General features: G+C 59.0%; 14 protein-coding genes and 1 pseudogene. 8 read left to right on the top strand and 7 right to left on the bottom strand.

The features are described 5' to 3' along the window. Window positions 1-57: 57 nt before the first annotated feature. A complete protein-coding gene (locus ACF8K2_RS11735) occupies window positions 58-1,212 on the top strand; it encodes an MFS transporter (protein WP_392464906.1) in 1,155 nt (384 codons plus the stop codon). Between the two features lie 70 nt (window positions 1,213-1,282). On the opposite strand, the gene hisD is transcribed toward ACF8K2_RS11735, so the two are convergent. The 4 genes and pseudogenes from hisD to ACF8K2_RS11715 form a co-directional block, all read right to left on the bottom strand. After that, window positions 1,283-2,590, bottom strand: coding sequence for a histidinol dehydrogenase (gene hisD / locus ACF8K2_RS11730; protein ID WP_392464905.1), 1,308 nt, complete (start codon window positions 2,588-2,590; stop codon window positions 1,283-1,285). Window positions 2,591-2,835: 245 nt separating this feature from the next. Further along, a complete protein-coding gene (locus tag ACF8K2_RS11725) occupies window positions 2,836-3,648 on the bottom strand; it encodes a helix-turn-helix domain-containing protein (RefSeq protein WP_392464903.1) in 813 nt (270 codons plus the stop codon). Window positions 3,649-4,024: 376 nt separating this feature from the next. Further along, a pseudogene (locus tag ACF8K2_RS11720) lies at window positions 4,025-4,148 on the bottom strand (transposase); the annotation flags it as partial. Between the two features lie 523 nt (window positions 4,149-4,671). After that, window positions 4,672-5,106 (bottom strand): PRC-barrel domain-containing protein, encoded by a 435-nt coding sequence (locus ACF8K2_RS11715; protein WP_060492524.1) that lies wholly within the window; start codon window positions 5,104-5,106, stop codon window positions 4,672-4,674. A 580-nt stretch (window positions 5,107-5,686) separates the two neighbouring features. On the opposite strand from ACF8K2_RS11715, the gene ACF8K2_RS11710 reads away from it, so the two are divergent. Then, the gene (locus ACF8K2_RS11710; RefSeq protein WP_060492525.1) at window positions 5,687-6,202 is read left to right on the top strand and encodes an MgtC/SapB family protein; all 516 of its coding nucleotides are present in this window, start codon (window positions 5,687-5,689) and stop codon (window positions 6,200-6,202) included. A gap of 40 nt (window positions 6,203-6,242) precedes the next feature. Here the strand turns inward: ACF8K2_RS11710 and ACF8K2_RS11705 are convergent, their stop codons facing one another. The 3 genes from ACF8K2_RS11705 to ACF8K2_RS11695 form a co-directional block, all read right to left on the bottom strand. After that, window positions 6,243-10,352 carry a CheR family methyltransferase gene (locus tag ACF8K2_RS11705; RefSeq protein ID WP_063426138.1) on the bottom strand — a complete coding sequence of 1,370 codons (4,110 nt, stop codon included), beginning with the start codon at window positions 10,350-10,352 and terminating at the stop codon, window positions 6,243-6,245. Window positions 10,353-10,473: 121 nt separating this feature from the next. Then, the gene (locus tag ACF8K2_RS11700; protein ID WP_060492527.1) at window positions 10,474-11,571 is read right to left on the bottom strand and encodes a mechanosensitive ion channel family protein; all 1,098 of its coding nucleotides are present in this window, start codon (window positions 11,569-11,571) and stop codon (window positions 10,474-10,476) included. Window positions 11,572-11,642: 71 nt separating this feature from the next. Then, window positions 11,643-12,143 (bottom strand): DUF4142 domain-containing protein, encoded by a 501-nt coding sequence (locus ACF8K2_RS11695; RefSeq protein ID WP_060492528.1) that lies wholly within the window; start codon window positions 12,141-12,143, stop codon window positions 11,643-11,645. 216 nt (window positions 12,144-12,359) lie between these two features. Between ACF8K2_RS11695 and ACF8K2_RS11690 the strand changes: the two genes are divergently transcribed. From ACF8K2_RS11690 to ACF8K2_RS11665, 6 genes are all read left to right on the top strand, one after another. After that, entirely contained in the window at window positions 12,360-12,545 is a 186-nt protein-coding gene (locus tag ACF8K2_RS11690) for a hypothetical protein (protein WP_060492529.1), read from the top strand. Between the two features lie 14 nt (window positions 12,546-12,559). Next, window positions 12,560-13,885 carry an iron-containing redox enzyme family protein gene (locus ACF8K2_RS11685; RefSeq protein ID WP_060492558.1) on the top strand — a complete coding sequence of 442 codons (1,326 nt, stop codon included), beginning with the start codon at window positions 12,560-12,562 and terminating at the stop codon, window positions 13,883-13,885. Beyond that, complete coding sequence (locus tag ACF8K2_RS11680) at window positions 13,885-14,838, top strand: class I SAM-dependent methyltransferase (protein WP_060492530.1); 954 nt, start codon at window positions 13,885-13,887, stop codon at window positions 14,836-14,838. Before ACF8K2_RS11685 ends, ACF8K2_RS11680 begins: the two co-directional genes overlap by 1 nt. Window positions 14,839-14,845: 7 nt before the next feature. After that, the gene (locus ACF8K2_RS11675) at window positions 14,846-15,952 is read left to right on the top strand and encodes a carboxylate-amine ligase (protein WP_060492531.1); all 1,107 of its coding nucleotides are present in this window, start codon (window positions 14,846-14,848) and stop codon (window positions 15,950-15,952) included. Window positions 15,953-16,058: 106 nt separating this feature from the next. After that, the gene (locus ACF8K2_RS11670) at window positions 16,059-16,196 is read left to right on the top strand and encodes a PSPA7_2676 family Cys-rich small protein (RefSeq protein WP_169725120.1); all 138 of its coding nucleotides are present in this window, start codon (window positions 16,059-16,061) and stop codon (window positions 16,194-16,196) included. Between the two features lie 9 nt (window positions 16,197-16,205). Continuing rightward, complete coding sequence (locus tag ACF8K2_RS11665; protein WP_060492532.1) at window positions 16,206-17,042, top strand: Ku protein; 837 nt, start codon at window positions 16,206-16,208, stop codon at window positions 17,040-17,042. Window position 17,043: the final 1 nt, after the last annotated feature.

Genomic DNA, 17,043 nt, shown 5'->3' with positions numbered 1-17,043 from the left:
TGCGGTACTCACCAAACTTTGCCCATCTCCTGATGGGCGTTTTTTTTGGGATAATTTATGAATGCGTTAACCGATGATTTTTACACGATTAGCAGGAGGAACCTGGTTGCATGCCGAACTGCCTTTTTCCTTCCTGGGGTGGCGATGGGCGCATGGGCGCCACTGGTGCCGTTCGCCAGGGAGCGGGCTGGAATTGGTGATGGGGAACTGGGTATCTTGCTGCTCTGCTTAGGGACTGGCTCTCTATGCATGATGCCGTTCGTTGCAAAGATCGTCAGCAAAGTAGGGTGCAGGGCGACAATGATCACGGCTCTTCTGGGGGCGATCATCAGTTTGATGTTTCTTGCTAGCGTTTCGCATTTTTCGCTGCTTGTCGTATTTCTGCTGATCTTCGGTGCTTGCCTGGGGACAGCCGACGTGACGATGAACCTGCAAGGTTCCATCGTCGAGAGAGGCCTCGGACGTTCGATGATGTCTGGCTTTCATGGCTTATTCAGCGTTGGGAATATTGTCAGCGCTCTGGTCGTTTCTGGGCTCTTGTGGTGCGGGCTGTCACCGGTGGCGGCTGTCTTTGCTCTCGTAGCATTGGTCATAGCCCTGTTACTGGGCGTAGGTCGACACATGCTTCCTTATGGAGAGGGTAGCGGAGGCTCAATGTTCGCCAAGCCAACACCCTACGTGCTGCTCTTGGGTGTGCTCTGCCTGATTGCCTTCCTTGTTGAAGGGTCAATGCTCGACTGGAGTGCAGTATTCTTGAATACCGTCAGGGGCATGGATATCAGTCATTCTGGGATTGGTTTCGCACTCTTCTCCGTTACGATGGCAATCGGGAGGCTGTCGGGGGACTGGTTGGTTCCGAAACTGACGGAGCGCGTTGTGCTCTTAGGTGGCGGGTGCGTGGCGCTGGTAGGGATCATGATCGCCATTTTGGTCGACAACCCATTTGCCACCTTGGCAGGTTTCGTTCTGATTGGGGCTGGTATCGCGAACCTAGTCCCAGTGTATTGCTCTGCAGCCGGAAAACAGGGTGCTATGCCGGTGGCCATGGCGCTTTCAACAGTCAATGCAATTGGCTATCTGGGCATCTTGATGGGGCCAGCAGTCATAGGATTTGTGGCTCACTTGACCACATTGAGTATCGCACTGCTGCTGACTGGCATCCTTCTGGTGTTTGTCATTGCTACCTCAAGGACTGTCGTGAAGCAGTCTTGAGGGTTGTTTCACCTGCCCAAATAAAATGCCAGCCCACCAAGTGAGCTGGCATTTTATTGAGCCAGTGGATTTAGATAGCTGGTTCGCCGAAGCGTACTTCCTTCTTGCCATAACGACGAACACGGATGTTCGCTTGCTCAGCGTGGCCGACAAAGCCTTCCATCAAGCACAGACGCGAGCAGTATTCGCCGATAAGCGAAGAAGCTTCGTCGGTCAGGATGCGCTGATAAGTGCAGGTCTTGATGTACTTACCAACCCACAGACCACCGGTGTAGCGAGCGGCTTTGTTGGTCGGAAGGGTGTGGTTGGTGCCAATTACTTTGTCACCGTAGGAGACGTTGGTACGGGCACCTACGAACAGCGCGCCGAAGTTGGTCAGGTTCTTCACGAAGTAATCGTCATCGTGAGTCATGATCTGGACGTGCTCAGATGCGTATTCATCCGAGAGCTTGACCATTTCCTCGTAGTTTTCGCAGAGGATGATCTCGCCGAAGTTATCCCATGCCTCACGGGCGATCTTCTGGGTCGGCAGCTTGACCAGCAGGCGTTCGATCTCTTTCAGCGTTTCCACTGCCAGCTCGCGAGAAGTGGTCAGCATGACAGCTGGGGAGTCCACACCGTGCTCGGCTTGGCCCAGCAGATCGGTCGCACACAGTTCGCCGTCTACCGAGTCATCGGTGATGAGCAGTGTTTCGGTTGGGCCTGCGAACAGGTCGATGCCAACACGCCCGAAGAGTTGACGCTTTGCTTCGGCAACATAAGCATTGCCTGGGCCGACAATGATATCTACTGGGCTGATCGACTCAGTGCCGATAGCCATCGCCGCAACTGCCTGAATGCCACCTAGGCTGTAGATGGCGTCAGCACCGCCCAGCGCCTGTGCAGCAACGATGTAAGGAGCCGGCTTGCCTTGGAAGGGCGGGGCGGCCGTGGTGATGTTCTTCACGCCAGCCGATTTGGCGGTAACGATCGACATGTGGGCCGATGCCAGCAGTGGGTACTTGCCACCGGGCACGTAGCAGCCAGCTGCATTCACAGGGATGTGCTTATGGCCGAGGATGACACCTGGAATGCTCTCGATTTCAACATCTAGGAGAGATTTACGCTGAGCATCAGCGAAGCGGCGTACCTGCTCTTGAGCGAACAGAATGTCGTTGTACTCACGCTCGGTGAGCCTGGATACACATTCTTTGACTTCGGCATCGGTCAGGCGGTAGTCGGTGCGATCCCAGCCATCGAACTTAACCGAGAGCTCACGGACAGCGGCATCGCCGCGTTTTTCGATGTCCAACAGGATGCGGGAGACATCAGACTTCACCTGCTCGTTGCGATCAACCTGCTGTTCAGTAGGTTTAGCCTTTTTGATCCACTCAGCCATCACATCACCTCTATCGGGCGCACACAGTATTAGGGTTATTGAGCAGCACTCGAGGGTGGTCGTCGCTTAGCAGTGATTGCTTAATGCGATCTGCGACGCTTTCGAACAGAGAGCTGCTGGATTCAAAATAGCGGTGGGGTGTGACGCGAACAATTTCTCACCAGAACGATACCTGGCGCACTATGACGCAAATATAAAATTCATGTGACGCACAATTAAAGGAGAGACGGGCTCGCCTCTTCTGATCAGACTGGATCGATCGATGAGGTTCCGGCTCCGAGGTAGTCGACTACCTCCTTGGGAATGGAGGGATCATCAGGATTCAGTACAGTTGCCCGCCTGATATGCTCCTTCTTCATCAACCCCTTGGCGACGTAGTGCATTGCGATCTTCGAAGCAACGGGCTGACGCACCATTGTCGCAGCGATGCCGCTAGATACACCGAAAACAAACCTCCTAGCGTTTCTGCTTACGCTGGCAAGGTTGGTGAACGTGATTTCGTTTTTTTGAATGGTTTCAAAGTCTATGCAAAAAATTCGACCCGCGATCACGAATGTGAGGCCATGATATTTGAAGTGGTAATCTATTTTCCCACTGCCATCCTGATTGGGGAATCGTTCAATATAGTAATGCATCAATATGCCGTTGCGCTCATAGATACAAAAGACAGATCGAACTATTTTCCCCTTGTAGATTGAAGAGTGGTGGTAGCGCTCGTAGATGCCAGTGAACTCGCCAAGGGTAGAGTCATTGTCCTGCAGAAGCTCATTTATGAACATGAGCATCTTTGGTGTCTGTATAAGGTTTCGGAAAAGGTGGAAGTGGCCGCCTTCAATCATGGAGCGGAAGTCGTTAGGGTTGCTGAAGAGTACATCATTGCTGATGCCGAAGAAACTAGCGATTGAGCGCAGGTTTGATTTGGATGGAAGGTGTGAGCCAGCTAGGTATTTATTGAACTGCTGTCGATTTATACCTACCCGTCTGCACATTTCTGAGACTGTGCCAACTTGCTCACATAGCATTTTCAGGTTTTCTTGAAAATTTTCTTGATTGTGCATGGCTTGTCTTTGTTCAGATAAAACGATGAGCTCATCTTATGGGGTTTCCAGCTCATCATCAACGGGAAGTGGGATTTTGGTGCGGCTGAGTTCCGATCCTCGATCGCGATGGGGGCGAGCGCTCCGCCCGGGGTCTAGGGATGGGGTGTCGGATTGAGCGAGAGCTAAAAAACGGTCAGTGCTCCAGGGCATAGCAGCGACTGGAGGGGTAGGAAATCTGATCAGCCAATACGACGGATAGCTTTTCACTGTTTAAATATATTGGCATCAGTATCATCTTCAGTGAGCCCCTAAGCTGTCGCTAAGATGCGAACTCATCGTGATTTTCCCTATAATGCATTTTGCTTTTTCACTCAAGCAGTCATTTAGCCCCGAGCTAGGCACAGTACGATAAGTAATGTCGTAAACACCGCCGCGAAGCTTTCCGCTAGCTTGCAATAGCGTGTACCCAGGTGGCGGTGCTCCTTCAACCAGCCAAATAGCCGTTCGATAGCGTTGCGAATACAGTCTTTGGCACCAAGAGGAACAGCGTGGTCGGCAGATTACCGGAAGCGCTGAGCATCTTCGGTTGGGGGCATCATTTTCAAACCATCCAAAGCATGCCCTCAAATATGCCCCAAATGTAGCAATTAGCTGGAAGTAAATAGCTATTCGAGGCTAGAAAAACGCAGAAATGATCAGCTAACAAGCATGCGCCAAGCCCCTAAAGACTGTCAGGATCGCCAAAAAACATTTGGAAAGGCCTCTGGAACGGCATTTCTGGCTTCAAAAAGCAGAAATGTACCCCCAAAAATACCCGCGATACCCCCAGCAGGATGCACGATCGAGAATGGCGATTTCTGACAGCTGTCGAGATGGTGCAGCTTGGATTTCAGTGTAACTCCATGGCGGTGTGGTCGAAAGCAGGACAGTGCCTCGTCCGTATGGAAATTTTTCCACACGGCTGCTATCGACCCAAATCCGCCTGCCACGACCCTGTTGGTCAGGATAAGCTTGGCCGGAAGCCCGGCCAAGCAGGGCCCATCACAGCCGGGGATCGCTTTCCCACGTGGTGCCGTAGTAGTCGTGGATACCTCTGCCCCAAGTCGGATCGCTCATGTTTGGCCAGTTGTCCTTATCGAAGCCTGGGGCGTTCTTCAGGCGGTCCTTGTCGGCATCAAGGACGAAGCGCTTGTTCACCGTGTCCAGGCGCAAAGCAGCCCACGGCACGGCGAACAGCTTTTCACCCATCCCCAGGAAACCGCCAAACGACAGTACAGCGTACGCAACCTTGCCGCTGGCGGTGTCCAGCATGATTTCCTTGATGTCGCCCAAGTCTTCGTCTTGCGTGTTATACACGTCGTTGCCGATGAGGGTATCCGCGCCCATCAGCCGCGGCCCCGGGCCGCGGTCTCCCTCGGCAGTGAAATCGGTCCGTCCCTTGTACATACCGTACTTGTCGCGCTCTTCGAAATTCATAGTACGCTCCTGGCCAGCGGCCACAGGCAGTAGAGCCTCTCGACTCTTTGTTCAAGGCTGCTCGAGTGACGCCGGCGGGAATGTCGGCGTCATCTCACATTTTATAACCGCGCGATATCCCTCGAGCATTTAGTAAGGCTCGTACGAGAAGCGGGCGGGACAGCGAGCGACGGAATAGGACACTAAGCTACGACAGCCTGGATGCGTTCTGCGGCGCTCAGAATAGGAGAGTGGTCAGCATAACCAGCCGTTCGCTATTTGCGACCAGTGGTGGGACATGGAGTCGACTGAAGCGGCTGCGACTGGCCGTCAATTCGGTCTGAACGCCTTACCGACAGCACAGCACGCGCTGAGAATATCTACGGCGACCTGCGAAACTTGATGCTGACCGTCAATTGCAGAGACGAACAAGAGGTTTGCCCACGAATACTGCAAGGCGACCACTTGAGCGTTCGATGCAGCAAACGTGCAGTGCTCGCAGTCACACTCTGTAACTGCCTCCGGAAGACCCGGCCATGCCCATCGAGATCGTAAAAAGCGCCAGCAGAGGCCGAACGTGTAAACGGCACGGACCCCATCCATGGATCTGATCTGGCAAACAATCCAGGCCGAATTCGCCGATATCGGCGATGTGCGTGAGGTCGTGCGGATTCTTGTACGCCTCGTGATGGCTGCCGTACTAGGCGCGGTGCTGGGTTTCGAGCGCGAGCACAAGGGCAAATCTGCCGGGGTGCGCACGCACATGCTGGTTTCGCTCGGCGCGGCGCTGTTCGTACTGGCACCGAGCACGGCAGGTGCCGATGCGCAGGCGCTCAGCCGGGTGATTCAGGGCATCGTTGCCGGTATCGGATTTCTGGGCGCGGGCACCATTCTCAAAGGCAATGGCCAGGACACCAGTCATGTCAAAGGCCTTACCACAGCTGCCGGGTTATGGATGACGGCTGCCATCGGTACGGCAGCGGGGATGGGACGCGAAGCCACGGCGCTGGTCAGCACGGTGCTGGCGCTGTTGGTGCTGGGAACGATGCCTTTGCTGGTGGACAAGGTTGAAGGGCAGGACGAAGAAAAACAGAAGGAGGAGGGCAGGAAGCACTGAGGGGCGTGAGTCGCCCCCGGTAAAGCCCATCTTCTCCTATTCAAACCGACGCTGAGCCATTCAGGCGCTCGATCGCGTCAATCAAGTCGTCATAACCCACCGGCTTGTTCAAGTGGCGGTCAAAACCGGACTGGCGAGACTTGTGTTGGTCCGCGCTTGCCCCATAGCCAGTCAACGCAATGGCAGGGATGTAGCGCAGATGCTCCAGGCCGCGCAGCGCCCGGATCAGAGCATGGCCATCCATGCCAGGCATGCCGATGTCGGAAATGATCACGTCGTAACGCGCATCTGCCGCCGACTGCAGCGCCAGTTTCGGGTCGCTGTACGCATCGACGTCGGCATCTTCCATCAACAGCAATTGTTCCATCACTTCCAGCACATCGACCGAGTCATCCACCAGCAGGATGCGAACCCCTTTCAGGCGACCTTCTGAGGGCAGCACTTCGCCCTGAGCCTGGGGTTGCTGGGTATACACGCACAAAGGCAGGGTAATGATGAACGTACAACCCTGGCCTATTCCGGGAGACTCCACGCTTACCGCTCCGCCATGGGCTTCTACCAATTGACGAACCAGGGAAAGGCCAATACCTAGCCCCTCTCGCCCATGGCCGGTGGGTGCAGCCTGGTTGAACAGCTCAAAAATATCTTCCAGGGAGTTTTGGGCGAGGCCTATGCCCTGATCGATGACTTCAAGTCGCGCCTGCTCATCCTGTCGAGCAAGTCTCAACAGAATTTCGCCATCGGCAGGGCTGAACTTCAGTGCGTTGTTCAGCAGGTTCCAGATGATCTGCTCGACACGGGTGCTGTCGGCCTCCACATAGACCGGTTCGCCATCGGCCGGCAGCGTCAGCCGAACACTTCGGCCGCGCTGCTCATTGCAGGCTACGGAGCAGATACCCTGCAGCACGGCGCACAAATCGACCGGCTGGGTCTTCAGTTTGAGTTTGCCCGTGCGGATGCGCGCTACATCGAGCAAGTCATCGATGATCCGCGCCTGGCTGGTGACCGCTTCGCGAATGACGTTGACCGCTTTGCTCGCCATGCCGGTACTTGTGACCGATGGTATACGTCGCAAGATATCGGCATTGAGCTGAATCAGGTTCAACGGGTGCTTGAGCTCGTGGGACATCACCGCGAAGAACTCATCCTTCATGTGGCTGGAGCTTTGTGACTCGGCCAGGCGCTTGCTTTGTTCGTCCTGCAGGCGCTTGTGGCCGGTCAGATCACGGGCGATCTTCACGTAACCGCGCAGGCTGCTGCCCTTGAGGCGTGAAACTTCACCACTGCAATAAAAGCGGCTGCCGTCCTTGCGCACATGCCAGCGTTCGTCCTGGCCGCGGCCATGCAGGCGGGCAGCGCGCAATTCGCGTTCCGGCTCGCCGTTTTCGCGGTCCTGCTCGGTGAAAATCAGCGCATAGTGAATGCCCAGCACTTCATCCTTGGCGTAGCCGAAGATCAGCGCAGCGCCCGTGTTCCAGTCGATGATCAGGCCTTGTTCGTCAAGCAGGATGATGGCGAAGTCATGGGTGCTCTCTGCGACCAGGCGCATGCGCTCCTCGCCTTGACGCAAGCGTTCTTCGGCTGCGCGACTCTTGGTGATGTCGATAAACGTCAGCACGGTGCCATCGACATTCTGCTCGCTGGCCCGGTACGGTAGCAGGCGCGCCAGGTACCAATGCTGGTCCTGGCCGATCACTTCACGCTCGATCGTGGTTTCGCGTTCGATCACGGCGCGCGCATCGTCCGCCAGGCCTGGGTATTCCAGACGATGGGTGATGTCGAGCAGCGAGCGGCCGGTGTCGACCGGCAGTATGCTGAAAATGGCGGTGGCCCCAGGGGTGAACCAGCGAATGTGCAAGTTGCGGTCGACAAACACGGTGGCGATCTGGGTGGAGGCGATCAGGTTGCTCAGGTAGTCGTTGATCTTGTCGGTTTCATCGACCTTGGTCTTGAGCTCGTAGTTGACCGTCAGCAGTTCTTCGTTGATGGATTGCAGCTCTTCCTTGCTGGTTTCCAGCTCTTCGCTGGCCAGGCGCAGCTCCTCGTTGATCGCCTGCATTTCTTCGTTCGAGGCCATCAGCTCCTGGCTGGAGATATCCGACTGCTCGATGGTTTCCTGCAACTGCTGACGGGTGCGCTGCAGTTCGCGCTCCAGGGTGTTCAACACCATGCCTTCGGTTTGCTGGATAGCAGGCGGGGTATGGGGATCAGCTTCGCGAACCTGAAAAACCACCAGCAGGCATTCGCTGCCACTGGGTTCGTCCTGGTGGGGCTGGACCTGTAACTGGACTTCGACGCGTTGATCGTCGACGGTGGTGATCACTGCGCCAGAGCTGACCGGCTGACCGGTGTTCTGGGCCTGCAACAGGGTACTGCGCAGGGCAGGGCGCAGCGGCGTGAGTACCAGGTTGAGCAGGCTGGGGCTGACTTCGCCACCGGCGTGGCGCAGGAAGCGGCCGACACCATCGCTCATGTGCAAGATGTTGCCGTCAGTATCGACGATCAGGCTGGGCGGTGTGCGTCTGGACAATGCACGGTGATGGATTTCAGCATAGGACAGCTTGCGCAGGGGCTTGGGTTTGGTGCGTACTGCTTGCGTGTCGGGCGCTTGAAGCCGCCCTGGGCGGCTCGCCGGTTCTACTTCCCTGGCGCGGAAGATGCGATGGCGCTTGTCCACGGCAATAAACAGGTCGGCCGCCACGTCCGCTGATTCCGAACTGCCCAGGAACAGGTAACCTCCTTTGCGCAGGGCGAAGTGGAACAGCCGCAGGATCTCCCGTTGCACTTCCCGGTCCAGGTAGATGAGCAAGTTACGGCATACCACCAGGTCCAACTGAGAGAACGGTGGATCGGACAACAGGTTGTGCCGGGCGAACAGGACTTTTTCGCGAATGTCCTTGCGTACCTTGTAATGCTGGTCTTCCTTGATGAAAAACTGACGCAACCTGGCCGTGGGTACATCGGTGGCGATGGCATCGGGGTAGACGCCCAGCCGGCCGACATTGATCGCGTGTTCGTCGAGATCGGTGGCGAACACCTGGACTTTGGTGCTGCGCTGCTCCATGGCCAATTGCTCGGTCGCCATCATCGCCAGGCTGTAGGCTTCTTCGCCGGATGAGCAACCTGCCGACCAGATGCGCACTTCGCGCTGAAGCTCTTCGTTGTCGTCATTGGCAAGGCCCGGCATCACATGCTGCTGCAATGCTTCGAAGGCTTCGCGGTCACGGAAGAAATTGGTGACCCCTATCAACATGTCAGCCAGCAATGCACGGCATTCCTCAGGATGCTGCTCGAGGTATTCGCGGTAACCGGCCAGGTCGGTCTGTGCAGTGACATGCAGGCGCCGTTCAAGTCGGCGCAGGACCGTCGCGCGCTTGTAGTGCTGAAAGTCGTGACCGGTGCTGGCATGCAGGCGGGCAAGGATGTCGTCGAGCAGTGGGTCGCATTGAGCCGGGTCGCCTGAACGCTCGCCCAGAGGCGGTGGGAGGCTGTCATCCTCGATTTCAGGAAGTTTCACGTTCTGTGCCGAGCGCCACAGCTCCAGCAGCTTGCCCGGAATCTCGGTTACCGGCAGGATCAGGTCGACCATGCCGGTGGCGATGGCAGCCTTGGGCATGTCGGGGTACTGGGCGTCATCGGGGGACTGCACCAGGGTTACGCCACCCTGTTCCTTGATGCGTGACAGGCCCACTGCACCATCGCTGCCGCTGCCCGAAAGCACCACGCAGAACGCATGGTCCTTGTGCACGTCGGCCAGGTCGCGGAAGAACAGGTCGATGGCAACATGGTCGCCGCGGCTGCGCCTGGCCGGGCTGACCCGCAGGTAGCCGTCATTGGTGGACAGGCGGTTGGCCGGTGAAATCACATAGACGTGATCACGCTCGATCGGTACCGGCTCGCTCACCTGGCACACCGGCATGCGCGTGACACGCTGAATCAGGCGGTCGGCCTGGCTCTGGTGGTCCGGCGACAAGTGCAACACTACAACGAACGCCATGCCGCAGTGCTCGGGGGCGTGCTGGAAAAACGCCTGGACCGCCTCCAGCCCGCCAGCCGATGCGCCGATGCCCACCACTGGAAAGTCCAGGTGGCTAGGGCTGAGCGCAGGGTTGTGCGGCGACGCGATGGAAGTCTTGCTGGACGATTTCATTGGCACGAGCCTTGTGCGAACCGGGAGTGAGCTTTGGCACCGATTATAGGCCCGACACCCTTCAGACGACGAGCGGGGTTCACGTTAGGACAGCCCTCGTTGGCCAAAGTGCCGCTATTTATCAGTGAGCCGGTGGCTCAGCGGGCGGCTGCGGCAGCGCGGTGACCTTGATGGCACGTACCGGCACGGCAAACTTGGCTCCGATCCGGGTGAAGCGCTCTAGCAGGTGGAAGTTGATGGCCTGCTGGATATCCATGTAAAGGTTGTAGCCAGGGTCCCGCACGATATAAACGCACTCGAACTCCAGCGCCTCTTTACCAAAGCCGCGCAGGTGAGCGCGGTCGAAGCGGACCTGCTGCTGGGCCTTGATTGCCTCCTCGACGATGGCGGGTGCCTTTTTGACCGCATCAGTGGGGGTGTCATAGGACAAGCCGAACTCGAACACGATGCGTCGTTCCTGCAAGCGCTTGTAGTTCTGGATCGTGCTGCTGATCATGCTGGCATTGGCCATGACGATCTGCTCACCGCCCAGGCTGCGGATGCGTGTAGTCTTCAGCCCGACATGTTCCACTGTGCCGGCCAGTGGGCCGATGACGATGAAGTCGCCGACTTCGAAGGGTTTATCGACGGCGATCGACAATGAAGCGAACAGGTCACCCAGAATGTTCTGCACGGCCAGGGCGACGGCAATGCCGCCCACACCCAGGCTGGCCACGAAGGCGGTGATATTGACGCCCAGATTGGACAGCATGGCCAGCAACACCACCGACCACAACAGCACGCGCGCGCCCCAGGCCGAAAGCGTGGCCAGCGCACTGCCTTGGTAAAGGCCGTCGGCGCTGTGCCGGCTGAAGTAGCGGGTCAGGCCCAGCGCGATGGCGCGATTGACCCAGAGGCCGATCTGCAGGGCAGCGACCACGAACCACAAGCTACTGACCCGGCCCAGCCAGCGCTCGGGCAGGTCCAGCATGCTCAAACCCACCAGCAGCGAAGCTAGCAGCAGCAGGCTGTTGCTGGTGCCGGCCAGTACCTTGGCCAGCACCTGACTCATTGCCCCGTCATGTTCGGACCAGCGCTGCACCCGGCGCATCAACAGGCCGATGACAGCTCTGGCAATCAGGAACGTCAGCACAGCAACGCACAGCGCCACCAGCAGGTTGAGGATGGAAATGCCGAAGAATGTGGTGTCGGTGAACAGTTCGATGATTCGATCATTCATGGGGAGCCCACCTCCAGATGGCTCAAGGCAGGGCCGCAGGGCGGCCCCTGGATAGCGTGGTGACGTGTGGGTTACTTGCCGTGGGTGGCTTGCAGCGCCTTGGCCTGTTCCAGATGGTGTTGCAGCGTTGGCAGCTTGTCGCTGGCGAAGGCCTTCAGCTCCGGCTTGTCGGAGGAGGCGGCCTCTTTCTTGAACAGTTCCACGGCCTTTTCGTGCGCGTCGATCTGATTATTGACGTATGACCGGTCGAAAGACTCCTCGCGCCATTCGAGGATCATCTTCTTGACCTTGTCGGTCAGCGCCGCTTCGTCGGGCACGCTGATGTCCAGCTTGCGGGCGATATCAGCGAGTTCCTGGTTGGCTTTGGTATGGTCCGTGACCATTTGCTGGGCGAATTGCTTGATGTCTGCGCTCTGGCTCTTTTCCTGTGCCAGGTTGCCGGTGACCACTTCGGCGATACCGGCTTCAGTGGCCGCATCGACGAAATCGTCCGAAGACGCTGCCTGTACTTGCAACGAAGCCAGGCCCATCAACAGGGTTACCCCGGCGATTTTCAAGAATGGTTTGTTCATCTGTCACTCCTTCGCTTGGTGGCTGCGACCTCTGTGTCGCACTCGGTTGAGCGGTGGGAGCAGGTGAAGGTTTAGTTTTTCTCGAATTCAGGGCCGCCGTGAGGGCGCAACCGGCGTTTCGGGCACCGCTCATCCGCTATGTCGGAATCAGAACGAATTCACGGGTACCGGTCGGACTCGTTGCTGTAAGTCTTCACAAAAACGAGAGCTCATCAGATGAAAAACAACCTGTTTGTCGTGCTGCTGTTGTCTGCCAGTTTTTCGCTGCTCGGAGGTTGCTTCGACCGCGACAAGGATCATCCGGCGAAGGATGCTGACCCAAGTAAACCGTCGCTTCAGATGCAGCAACCCACACCGTCCGTAACCAATCCTCCAGCTGAGACCAAACCGCAGAATCAATGATCGAGGTACAAGGCATGGTGGCAATGACACAGGCAGGTACCACGACCCACAAGGCCAGCGCAGGGCTTGAACGCCGCTATCGAGCGCTACTTGAGGGCCCTGAACCGACGGGCGAGGCCTGGCTGGAGGAGCAATTGCGTCATGCCCGTCTGCTTGTCGACGATCTGCCAGAGGATCCGGGGCTACTTGCGCAATGGGCCGATGCCCATGCAGGTTGTGTCGCCAAAGCGCATGCGGCCTATCTGGAACACCGGCGTCAGGGTGGGGCCCGCCGTTATTTTGCCAACCGTTCCCATGCCTTGTGGTTCCTGCAACAAGTCGCGCCGACCAAGGCGGTCGACGGTGCATGGCTGCACGGGGCCCTGTGGCACTGGCAGGACCCGCGCTTCCATGGGCTGATCCGCACCTTTCTCGAAGAGCTCGGGGACGGCGACCCACGCTGCAATCACGTGCTGATCTACCAGCGTTTGCTCAGCCGTCTGGGTTGCTCGCAGGAGCGGCCGCTTGATCCTGCTCGTTACCTGCAGGGCGCGCTGCAACTGGCGCTCGGCCAGCACTGCGAGCGTTTTCTTCCAGAAGTGATCGGTTACAACCTGGGTTACGAACAGCCCCCCTTGCATCTGCTGATCACCACCCACGAGCTGGCCGAGCTGGGTATCGACGCCCATTACTTCCAGTTGCATGTGACCATCGATAATGCCGCCAGCGGCCATGCGCGCCGCGCCATAGAGAGCTTCACCGAGCTGATGCGGGATGAGCGACCCGCGTTTTACGAGCGTGTCAGGCATGGTTACCGTCTTAATGACCTGGGGATCGACACGCCGTCGTTGATCGCCTCGTTCGACCTGCGGGCCGAATTGCTCGGCGCGCTGGAGCGCAAGCGCATCTATGGCCAGTGCATGCATTCGGACCGTTGTCGCCTGCAAGGACGCACCATCAACCAGTGGCTTGCCGAACCCGGCGCGATGCCTGATTTTCTGGAGGCGCTACAGGTTCAGGGTTGGATCAAGCGCGACACCGATCCCCGACAAAGCCGCTTCTGGTCGCTGATAGAAGGCCCTGTAGCGGCCATGTTCGGTGTGTTCGATGCTTATGAAAAGCAGCTTTGGCATGACTGGATCGCCGGAGACTGGCAAGGCGCAGAAATCCGTCGGGTGCCGCCAGGGCAGTGGGAGCACGCCTTGCAGTTGGCAGATGAAACACCCCTTGCGCCGCCTGCTGCAGACATGGCTGCGCTGATCGAAGCAATGGCTGGCAATCGGCATGCTACCCCGCAGGGCCTGCACGCCACCCGCGCGTTCATTCAGGCCACCGGCTTGATGCAAGGAGGGCTCTACTGATGCTGCTCGACCAGGACCAGATCCGTGCCGATGAGGCCTTGTTGCAGTTGGGGCGTCGACTGCGTGCCGACGGCTATCGTTTCACCTGTGTGACGCCGGCGACCCAGGCCAGGGTCAATGCCCGGGCCGATGCGCAGCAGGCGCGTACCTTGCGTGATGTGTTCGGCTGGAGTCGACCGTTTGCCGCGTCGCTGCTTAGCCCTGACGAACTGGAGCAGCTGCGCCTCGCTGGCGTGCTGGAGGCCCAAGGTGCGCTGTGGCGCAGCACTGTGCGCTGGTCCAGCCTGGACGATCTGTTGCTGGTACATGCTGCCTGGCCAACGGACAGCCGCGACGCGGTGTTCTTTGGCCCGGACAGCTACCGTTTCGCCCAGCTGATACACGATCATTTGAGAAGCACGCCCGAGCGCGTGCAGCATGCCGTAGACATCGGCTGTGGCAGCGGTGTAGGGGCGTTGCTGATCGCTCGCGCCGCCCAACACGCTCAGGTTTGCGCAGTGGACATCAACCCTATGGCATTGCGCTACACCGCCATCAATGCCGCCTTGGCCGGTGTGGCCAATGTTTCGGTCGAGCGCAGTGACCTGCTCAATGACATCGCAGGTACGTTCGACCTGATCGTCGCCAACCCGCCGTACATGCTCGACGCCGGACAGCGCGCCTACCGCCACGGCGGCGGCGCACTGGGGGCCGAGCTGTCGCTGCGCATCGTGGAGCAAGCCCGGGAGCGCCTGTCGCCAGGGGGCACGTTGCTGCTCTACACCGGTGTCGCCATCGTCGAGGGGCGCGACGCGCTGCTCGAAGCCATGCGGTTGCGCCTGGCAGGGCCTGCGTTCAGTTGGTTCTATCGCGAGCTGGACCCGGATGTATTCGGTGAGCAATTGCTTGAACCCGGTTACGAGCAGGTCGAGCGCATTGCCGCCGTGGCGCTGACCGTCACCCGTCGCGGCTGATAGCGTCGTGGCGCGGCAGTGCACGTTTGGCATCGAGGAAGAATACCTGCTGGTGAAGCTGGCCACCGGGCAGGTCATGGCGGCTCCGTCAGCAGCCGTGGCCAGCTGTTGTCGGGATGCGCTGGGCCCGTGGTTCGCCGAGGAAATGTTCCACAGCCAGATAGAGCTCGCTTCGCCCATATTCGACGCACTGCACCAGGCGCGTGATTTCTTTGGCGAGCGGCGTCAGCGCCTGGCCCAGGCACTGGCCGACGAGGGCGCCGGGCTGTACGGCGCGGCGAGCCACCCCAGCGCCCAGTGGCTGCGCCAACGCCCACGTGGCACCCCGCACTATCGCCAGTTGTTCGACGATTATCAGCTGGTGGCCCAGCGCAGCCTGTTGAATGGCTTGCACGTGCACGTTGGCGTACCGGTGGGCATCGATCGGATGCGGGTGATCAATCGGGTGCTCTACTGGCTGCCCTTGTTGTTGGCGCTCAGTACCTCGTCTGCGTATTGGGGCGGGGAGGATACCGGCTACATGAGCTACCGCCGCGTGGTGTGCGGGGAATGGCCGCACATGGGGCTGCCTGAGCCGTTGCCGGACTGGAGCGCGTACCAGCGCTACCGGGCATTGCTGCAACGGACCGGCAGCTTGGCCAAGGACGGCGACTTCTGGTGGGCGATCAGGCCCTCGCGGCGGTTCCCTACGGTCGAGCTGCGTATCTGCGATGGCTGCCCGCGGCTGGAAGATGCACTGGCCGTCGCCGGCCTGTTTCGCCACCTTGTCGAGCTGGCGCTGGCCCGCCACGATGACCCCGCCAGCCGCGAGATGCGCTGGGTCACCCAAGAGAACTACTGGCGCGCCCTGCGTCAGGGCCGCCTGGCCACCTTCATCGGTGTCCACGAGCAACAGCCGGTAAGCGCCGAAGGTTGGCTCATGCAGTTGCAGCTGCAATGCCCGCCGGACACTGCAGATGCCGAGCGTTCATTCATTCAGGCCCGGCACATCCTGCGCGAGGGCAGCAGTGCCGATCGCCAGCGGCAGGCCTTCGCGTTGGCCCGTGAACAGGGCCTGGATAACCGCCAGGCGATGCGCGCAGTGGTCGGGCAGGTGATGAGCGATCATCGGTAGGCCGGTGGCGAGCCGCTGCCCTTGGAAATCCGGATAAACCTTCGCGGCGCCTTGGAGTCAGTTTCAGTAAGGGCCCGGATACTCCAGAGGGCCAGGGAGGTGGCTGATGAAACTCTACTGCCTGCTGCGTGGCTGCCAATGGCGCAGCCTGCTGGTGTGTGAAGTCGCCGGGTTTCACTGCCAGTGTTGCGAACGCTGTGGCGCGCTGCGCTACAGCCAGCCCGGCCAACCCTTCAATACGTAGGAGCGGACCATGGCCCGGTCAATCTGGAAAGGCGCGATCAGCTTCGGCCTGGTGCACATCCCCGTCTCGCTGAATACCGCCGTGCGCAGCGAGCGTGTGGACTTCGACTGGCTGGACAAGCGCAGCATGGAGCCGGTTGGCTACAAGCGAGTAAACAAGGTGACCGGCAAGGACATCGACAAGGAGCACATCGTCAAGGGCGTGGAGTACGAGAAGGGCCGTTATGTGGTGATCAGCGAGGAAGAAATCCGCAAGGCCAGGCCCGAGGCGACCCAGACAATCGATATCTTCTCGTTCGTCGATGCCGGCGACATCCCGCTGCAACAGTTTGACACTCCCTACTACCTGAGCCCCGACCGTCGTGGCGGCAAGGTCTACGCCTTGCTGCGCGAGACCCTGCACAGCACCGGCAAGGTGGCCCTGGCCACTGTGGTGCTGCACACCCGCCAGCACCTGGCCCTGCTGCGCCCGCTGGAAGACGCGCTGGTGTTGATCACCCTGCGCTGGCCGGAAGAGGTGCGCGGGCTGGATACGCTGGAGCTGGACAAGAGCGTGACCGAGAGCAAGGTCGACAAGCGTGAGCTGGACATGGCCCGGCGCCTGGTGGAGGACATGAGCGGGCAATGGACGCCGGATGATTACCATGATGCGTTTCGCCAGACCATCCTCGACCTAGTGGAAGAGAAAGCCAGCAAAGGCAAGATCGAGACCGTGGACAAAGGCGAGGGCGCGACGGCTGAGAAGGGCGCCGACATCATCGACCTCACTGAACTGCTTAAACGTAGCCTCGGCGGAAAGACCAAAGCGAAGAAGCCGGCAGCCAAGCGACCGCGCAAGGCGTCATGAG

Origin of the sequence: Pseudomonas sp. xss_2, assembly GCF_043104195.1 — a bacterium.
GTDB classification, from domain to species: domain Bacteria; phylum Pseudomonadota; class Gammaproteobacteria; order Pseudomonadales; family Pseudomonadaceae; genus Aquipseudomonas; species Aquipseudomonas urmiensis.
This window is presented reverse-complemented; position numbering and strand designations above follow the sequence as displayed.

What these genes read in the sequence shown, in the direction of transcription:
- ACF8K2_RS11735 (WP_392464906.1), top strand. Translation starts at nt 58, where the DNA reads ATGAATGCGTTAACCGATGATTTTTACACGATTAGCAGGAGGAACCTG.
- hisD (WP_392464905.1), bottom strand. Translation starts at nt 2,590, where the DNA reads ATGGCTGAGTGGATCAAAAAGGCTAAACCTACTGAACAGCAGGTTGAT.
- ACF8K2_RS11725 (WP_392464903.1), bottom strand. Translation starts at nt 3,648, where the DNA reads ATGCACAATCAAGAAAATTTTCAAGAAAACCTGAAAATGCTATGTGAG.
- ACF8K2_RS11715 (WP_060492524.1), bottom strand. Translation starts at nt 5,106, where the DNA reads ATGAATTTCGAAGAGCGCGACAAGTACGGTATGTACAAGGGACGGACC.
- ACF8K2_RS11710 (WP_060492525.1), top strand. Translation starts at nt 5,687, where the DNA reads ATGGATCTGATCTGGCAAACAATCCAGGCCGAATTCGCCGATATCGGC.
- ACF8K2_RS11705 (WP_063426138.1), bottom strand. Translation starts at nt 10,352, where the DNA reads ATGAAATCGTCCAGCAAGACTTCCATCGCGTCGCCGCACAACCCTGCG.
- ACF8K2_RS11700 (WP_060492527.1), bottom strand. Translation starts at nt 11,571, where the DNA reads ATGAATGATCGAATCATCGAACTGTTCACCGACACCACATTCTTCGGC.
- ACF8K2_RS11695 (WP_060492528.1), bottom strand. Translation starts at nt 12,143, where the DNA reads ATGAACAAACCATTCTTGAAAATCGCCGGGGTAACCCTGTTGATGGGC.
- ACF8K2_RS11690 (WP_060492529.1), top strand. Translation starts at nt 12,360, where the DNA reads ATGAAAAACAACCTGTTTGTCGTGCTGCTGTTGTCTGCCAGTTTTTCG.
- ACF8K2_RS11685 (WP_060492558.1), top strand. Translation starts at nt 12,560, where the DNA reads ATGGTGGCAATGACACAGGCAGGTACCACGACCCACAAGGCCAGCGCA.
- ACF8K2_RS11680 (WP_060492530.1), top strand. Translation starts at nt 13,885, where the DNA reads ATGCTGCTCGACCAGGACCAGATCCGTGCCGATGAGGCCTTGTTGCAG.
- ACF8K2_RS11670 (WP_169725120.1), top strand. Translation starts at nt 16,059, where the DNA reads ATGAAACTCTACTGCCTGCTGCGTGGCTGCCAATGGCGCAGCCTGCTG.
- ACF8K2_RS11665 (WP_060492532.1), top strand. Translation starts at nt 16,206, where the DNA reads ATGGCCCGGTCAATCTGGAAAGGCGCGATCAGCTTCGGCCTGGTGCAC.